Origin of the sequence: Rhizobium sp. TRM95796 (genome assembly GCF_025779995.1) — a bacterium.
Classification (GTDB): Bacteria; Pseudomonadota; Alphaproteobacteria; order Rhizobiales; family Rhizobiaceae; genus Rhizobium_E.
On sequence record NZ_JAOXHE010000026.1, the window covers coordinates 1 to 5,326 of the forward strand.

Below are 5,326 nucleotides of genomic sequence, written 5' to 3' on the forward strand. Positions count from 1 at the left end.
AGCCCGGCGAGCCCGGCGATGTCGGCGGCGCTGAAGCCGCCGATCAGGGCGGCGTTTCCGACGACGGTCATCGAGCCTAGGCCGGTGACGGAGAGGTCGGCGATGGTCAGCAACTGGGCTGCGACGCCGGCGGGCAGGGCGACGCCGCCGGTGTCCGACAGCGCGATCTTGTCGACGCCGAAGTCGGCGATCAGGGTCACGTCGTCGCTGCCGAGATTGGACATGTCGGCGGCGCTGATCGTCAGGCTCACGACGTCGGAAGGGGTGAGGCCGATGCCGGCGGTCTTCAAGGCGCTCAGCTGGGCGAGCGACAGGCCGACGGTGTTGTCGGTGGCGTCGAGCGTCGTGACGCCGAGAGCGGCGAGATCGGCGATCGTCGCGCTGTCCAGGCCGGCCAGATGGGCCCCGGTGTCGGCGATCGTAATCGTATCGTCGCCGGCGAAGGCGATGCCGGCAGCGGTCAGCGCGGCGGCCTGGGCCAGCGTCAGCGTGGCGGCATTGCCGGTCATGTCGAGGACGTCGACGCCGACGGCGTCGAGGGCGTCGAGATCGGTGGCGCCGAGCGCGGCCAGTTCGGTGGTCGACAGGGCGACGGTGACGACGTCGCCGTCGTCGAAGACGATGCCGGCTTCCGCTACGGCCTGGGCCTGGGCGAGCGTCAGCGTCGCCGCGTCGCCGATCACGTCGAAGGCGTCCGCGCCCCACGCGCCGACATCGTCGATCGTATCTGTGTCGAGGCTGGTCACCTCTGTGGCGGTCAGGGCGATCGTCACGGTATCGCCGCTGGAGAAGCCGATCTCGTTGCTGGCATAGGCTGCGGACTGGGCGAATGTCAGCGTCACCGCGTCTTCGCTGACATTCATCCTGGAGACGCCGAATTCGGCGAGCCGGTTGATGTCGGTGATATCGAAGGCGGCGATCTCGGCGCTGGTTCCGGCGATCGCCATGGAGCCCTGGCCGGTGACGGAAAGGTCGGCGATGGTCAGCAGCTGGGCCGCGACGGCGGCGTTCAGGATCACGACGCCGGTGTCCGACAGCGCGATCGTGTCGACGCCGAAGTCGGCGATCAGGGTCGCGTCGTCGCTGCCGAGATTGGACAGATCGGCGGCGCTGATGGTCAGGCTCACGACGTCGGAAGGGGTGAGGCCGATGCCGGCGGTCTTCAAGGCGCTCAGCTGGGCGAGCGACAGGGCGACGGCGTTGTCGGAGGCGTCGAGCGTCGTGACGCCGAGAGTGGCGAGATCGGCGATCGACGCGCTGTCCAGTCCGGCGAGGTTTGCGCCGGTGTCGCCGATCGTTACGACGTCGTCGCTGGCGAAGGCGATGCCGCTCGCGGTCAGCGCGGCGGCCTGGGCCAGCGTCAGCGTGGCGACATTGCCGGTCATGTCGAGGACGTCGACGCCGATGGCGTCGAGGGCGTCGAGATCGGTGGCGCCGAGCGCGGCCAGTTCGGTGGTCGACAGGGCGACGGTGACGACGTCGCCGTCGTCGAAGACGATGCCGGCGTCCGCGACCGCCTTGGCCTGGGCGAGCGTCAGCGTGGCGGCGTCGCCGACCAGGTCGAAGACATCCGCGCCCCACGCGCCGACATCGTCGATCGTATCTGTGTCGAGGCTGGTCACCTCTGTGGCGGTCAGGGCGATCGTCACGGTATCGCCGCTGGAGAAGCCGATCTCGTTGCTGGCATAGGCTGCGGACTGGGCGAATGTCAGCGTCACCGCGTCTTCGCTGACATTCATCCTGGAGACGCCGAATTCGGCGAGCCGGTTGATGTCGGTGATATCGAAGGCGGCGATCTCGGCGCTGGTTCCGGCGATCGCCATGGAGCCCTGGCCGGTGACGGAAAGGTCGGCGATGGTCAGCAGCTGGGCCGCGACGGCGGCGTTCAGGATCACGACGCCGGTGTCCGACAGCGCGATCGTGTCGACGCCGAAGTCGGCGATCAGGGTCGCGTCGTCGCTGCCGAGATTGGACATGTCGGCGGCGCTGATGGTCAGGCTCACGACGTCGGATGGGGTGAGGCCGATGCCGGCGGTCTTCAAGGCGCTCAGCTGGGCGAGCGACAGGGCGACGGCGTTGTCGGTGGCGTCGAGCGTCGTGACGCCGAGAGTGGCGAGATCGGCGATCGTCGCGCTGTCCAGTCCGGCCAGGTTTGCGCCGGTGTCGCCGATCGTTACGACGTCGTCGCTGGCGAAGGCGATGCCGGCAGCGGTCAGCGCGGCGGCCTGGGCCAGCGTCAGCGTGGCGACATTGCCGGTCATGTCGAGGACGTCGACGCCGACGGCGTCGAGGGCGTCGAGATCGGTGGCGCCGAGCGCGGCCAGTTCGGCGGTCGACAGGGCGACGGTGACGACGTCGCCGTCGTCGAAGACGATGCCGGCGTCCGCTATGGCCTGGGCCTGGTCGAGCGTCAGCGTCGCCGCGTCGTCCGTGGCGTCGATCACGGTGACGCCGAGCGCGCCGAGCGCGGTCATGTCGTCGGCGTCGAAAGCGGCGATCGTGGCGCCGGTTCCGGTCACGGTGACCGACATGGCCCCGGAAACGGCGAGACCGGAGACCGCCGACAGCGCCAGGGCTGCGGCCGCATCGAGGCTGACCGCGCCGCTGTCGGAGACGGTGATCGCATCGACGCCCATGGCGGCGATCGTGGCGGCGTCGTCTGTGTCGAGCGCCGACAGATTGGCCGCCGTGTCGGACAGGGTGACGGCGTCGGAATAGGTCAGGCCGATCAAGACCGATTTGAGATCCGCAAGCTGGGCGAACGACAGGTCGACGGCGTTGTCGGAGGCGTCGATCACGGAGACGCCGAGCAGTTTCAGGTCGCTGATCCCGACGCTGGTCAGGCCAGCCAGGTTCGCGCCGGTGTCGGCGAGCGTGATCGTATCTTCGGCGGCGAAGGCGATGCCGGCGGCGGACAGGAGGACGGCCTGGGCGAGCGTCACCGATCCGGCATTGTCGCTGAGGTCGAGGACATCGGCGCCGAGATCGTCGAGATCGTCGATATCGTCGGCGTCGAGCGCGGCGAGTTCGGAGGCCGACAGGGTGATCGTGATCGCGTCTTCGGACGAGAAGCCGATGTTGCGGGCGGCCAGGGCTTGCGCAAAAGCGAGCGACACGGTGGCTCTATTGCCGCTCACATTGAGGATATCGACTCCCAAGTCCTTAAATTCGTTGAATTTTTGTGTGCCGAAGCTGGCGAGGTCCGTGCTCCACAGGGAGACCGCGACCGTGTCGTCGGCTGCAAAGGCGATGCCGGCCGAGACGTAAGCCTCGGCTTCGGCAATGTCGATTGCGACGGCGTTGTCGGAGACGTCGATCGCGGTGACGCCCAGCGTCGCCAGCGCCTGGATGTCGTCGCCGTAGACGTTCGCGATCGTGTCGCCGTCGCCGGTGATCGTCACCGACGAGGCGCCGGTGATGGCCAGGCCGGAGACGTCGGCCAGCGATACGGCCACGGACGCGTCGAGGACGACGTCGCCGCCGCCGCCGGCGCCGCCGCTGGAGACGGTGATCGTATTCGCGCCCATGGCGGCGATCATGGCCGCATCGTCGGCGTCGAGCGCCGAGATATCGGTGGCGGTCGCCGACAGGGTGACGGCGTCGGCCGCGCTCAGGCCGATGCCGGCGGTGTTCATTGCGGTGAGCTGGGCGAGCGTGAGGCTGATCGCATCGTCGGAGGCGTCGAGCAGGGTGACGCCGAGATCCTTGAACTGGGCGAGGTCGGTGTCGCTCAGCGCGGCGATTTCCGTTCCGGTGGCGTGGATGGTGATCGATGTGAAGGCGTCGCCGAGCGATGAGAGCGTCGTATAATTGGCCGCATAGGCGCCTTTTGCCTGAGACAGCGTCAGGTGGAGAGTGCTGGAGCCCGTGCCGGTGACCGTGACGGTGAGCGCGCCGCCGGAGGTAAGGTCTGTGCCGTCATTGAGCGAATAGCCGATGGTCACCGTGTCGGTGTCGCCCTCGGCGAGCAAGCCGGTGGGGATGACCACCAGAGCGCCGTCGGCGTCGGTGAAGACGATCGCGTCGCCGCTGGTGACGGTGAGATTGCCCAGGCTGATATCGTCGCCGTCGGCGTCCGAACCGAGATCGGCGATCGCGACGGTGAGGCCGGTGTCGGCGCTGGTGGAGGTCTCGGGGCTTATCGCCAATGTCGGCGCGGTGTTCGGATAGTAGCCGGAATCGATGAGGTCGTAAGTGTCGCCCACGACGCCCGAATGCTTGACGAGTATGTCGCCGGTTTCCGAGTCGAGATAAATCCCGCTTAACGTATTTGTCGTGGCTATGGTGTGTGTCTTTAAGAGGGTGTAAGTTATATTATCCGATGACTCAGCAATGAAGAAATATGATGTTGAATAGTTTTTAACGGTATAAACCGCGTATGAATAATCTCCAACTGAATATGTCGTAATATTAATTGGGTCTTGATTTGTTCCACTGATAAAAAATGTCCCTATATTTGTATTATTGTAACCAGGTTGAAAGAAGAAGCCGTTATAGAGTAATCTAAAGTTTCCAATTGTTTCCGTCCCGAGGCTGAACGTGGTGTCGGCGATATCAAATATGGAGAGATCCGGCGTGGTTATGGTTTGCGGAACGGTTTGGTAATAGGAAGACGACATGATTCTGCCCCTGAATTTAACAAGCTTTTCAGGCGGACTCCGGTGTTGCGGAGCGCACATCCTGAGGCGTGACATTGGATAGGTCGGATATGTTGGATCTGTATGCGGCCGTGGCGGCGGTTAGAGGATGAAAGCGCCGTCGTTGATCGTCGATCGCGACCGGCGGCTCCGACCTTCATCGTCGGAAGTCGGGACACTCTCGCGCCCAACGCGCCGTCCCGTCGCCATATCGCGGATTTCGACCAGCCCAAGCCGCGCCCTGGAGCGGCCCTGGCGGGGCGGCGAAACCCGGCGTCTCGCCGCGGCCTCAAAGAAATAAAGTGATGGGCGTTTCCGTCCGAAAAATACTCCCTGGTCAATAATGTAGTTTCTATAAAAAGCCGCTGCCCTTAAGGATTCCTTTCCGGAAACATCCAGAAATCGCACTTCTCCTGATCATTTCTGGTGACGATTTCGTTTGGCTAAGCATATCTCATGCATGTGGCGGGAATTCATAATTTTAGATTTTTATATTATAGGGATAGATGCGTTGTATTGTTTGTAGCTAAAATAAAATATATTGAAGAACTTGAATATAGGAGTGCGGCGGCGGGCAATAGGCCCGGCGCCGTCTGGCCGCGTCGTGGCGGGCGAAGGCCGCCCCATCCTCGCCCGCCCGTCCGGGCCCCGCCACAACGCGAACGCGCCGCCCGTTTCGGGGCGGCGCG

Annotated in this window: 1 protein-coding gene; it reads right to left on the minus strand. The window is 64.7% G+C overall.

The genetic code is table 11. The features are described from left to right. A partial coding sequence (locus OCK01_RS26295) for a beta strand repeat-containing protein (RefSeq protein ID WP_263826544.1) occupies positions 1-4,205 on the minus strand: 4,205 nt, incomplete at its 3' end. Between the last annotated feature and the right edge of the window lie 1,121 nt (positions 4,206-5,326).